Origin of the sequence: Candidatus Afararchaeum irisae (genome assembly GCA_034190545.1) — an archaeon.
In the GTDB taxonomy this organism is placed as follows: domain Archaea; phylum Halobacteriota; class Halobacteria; order Halobacteriales; family Afararchaeaceae; genus Afararchaeum; species Afararchaeum irisae.
The window spans coordinates 1-1,391 of the sequence record JAXIOF010000115.1; the positions used below are offsets into that span (position 1 = coordinate 1).

The window sequence follows — 1,391 nt, forward strand, 5'->3', positions numbered from 1 at the left end:
AGACGTCGACGTATGGTTCAGACGGTGCTATGTCTCTCTCTTTAGCGTAGTTCTCCAACTCACGTTTCACACCGTCGGGAACGTAGGCGTCTCTTGTGGCTTTCTCGCCGCCCTTAGTGTTCTTACCTCGTACTTCGAGTTCCCAGTACTCTCCGTCGTCGTTGTACTGTAGACCCCGAGGTCGAGCCGTAGGTACACCGCTGGCTCGAAGCCCGACCTTACCCATCAAGAGCACGGCTATCCTACGCTTCCAGTCTTCTTCGCGTGCCTGTCGAGATAGGAGGTCGACCTCGTCGGGATAGGATAACCAGCATTTCACCTCGTCGCCTGAGTCGTCTATACGCACCATGCACGGATGTTTAACTTAGCGTGTAAAAAGACTGTTGGAGAGGGGTGTACCCCGAGGTGAGATAGGGTATATATGGGTTGACCTCGGGTGTTCGTACACGGTTAGTTATACAATGCGTGTAACCCCGCGTACACCCGGTTTTCGTCCTCCTCGACGACGACCTTCGGACTCATGCCGAACCACCACCGTCAGAACTCCGTTTCACTTGTCTTGCTTTTATCTCTTTGCAGGCATCTTCGGGTAGATATTCGGGATACGACGTTTCGCGTTTGAGCTGATATGGGTCTTCCCCATCAGTCAGTCGGTCGGCTAACCGCCCCGCCATGTTCTTATCTTCGTATCCGGATTTTTGTTTCCAGTTCCTACCGAACGCGGCACGCATCAATCTCCGAAAAATCCAATCCCGGAACTCTTCGTCGGTGAGTTCGTCCGTCATGCCGAACCACCTTCGGCGTCCGTGTCCGCGTCCTCGACGTCTCGAAACTCTGCTTTCTTTATCTCGGGTGTTTCCGTTGTCATAGTCTCACCTTCGAGACACGTCGCGGGGGGTTGGTGCGCCCGGGACACTTCTCACCGAACGAAAACCGGCGAGGGGTGTCCTCCGTGTCTCCTTACCCATACACATGGCTGTATGGGTAATAAGTGTTACGGGTACATCTGTATGTATGGGATTTAAGAAACTCCGGTGCGCATATCTGTATGGGTAGAGACATGAAAACCGAGACCATGCCCTACGACGAACGCGACGAAGAAAGTGGACAGTTCACGCCCCAGTTTACCGACGAGGACTTTCTCGACGCCGTCGGAGAAGACGGTGCTTCGACCTCCGACGTAGCCGAAAAAGTCGGCTGTAAGTATAGGACTGCGTACGCACGCCTCACCGATTTACGAGACGAAGAGCGCGTCGCGTCGCGGGAGGTCGGTAATAGCCTCTTTTGGACCGTCGAGTGACCCCATGACCGACGACGACCAGGACGACGAGGAGATCGACGCGACGGCTCTACCCCCCGAGGTGAGACGCGCAGAGACGTGGATCGGCGCG

Annotated in this window: 3 protein-coding genes; 1 reads left to right on the forward strand and 2 read right to left on the reverse strand. The window is 55.1% G+C overall.

From position 1 onward, the window contains the following. Together SV253_10190 and SV253_10195 are read right to left on the reverse strand one after the other, a co-directional pair. Positions 1-349 (reverse strand): site-specific integrase (locus SV253_10190; protein ID MDY6776418.1); only part of this gene is annotated, 349 nt, incomplete at its 3' end. 169 nt (positions 350-518) lie between these two features. Further along, on the reverse strand, positions 519-785 hold the full coding sequence (locus tag SV253_10195) for a hypothetical protein (GenBank protein ID MDY6776419.1): 267 nt from the start codon (positions 783-785) through the stop codon (positions 519-521). 275 nt (positions 786-1,060) lie between these two features. Here SV253_10195 and SV253_10200 point away from each other — a divergent pair, with 275 nt between their 5' ends. After that, positions 1,061-1,300 carry a transcriptional regulator gene (locus tag SV253_10200; protein MDY6776420.1) on the forward strand — a complete coding sequence of 80 codons (240 nt, stop codon included), beginning with the start codon at positions 1,061-1,063 and terminating at the stop codon, positions 1,298-1,300. The last annotated feature ends 91 nt before the right edge of the window (positions 1,301-1,391 follow it).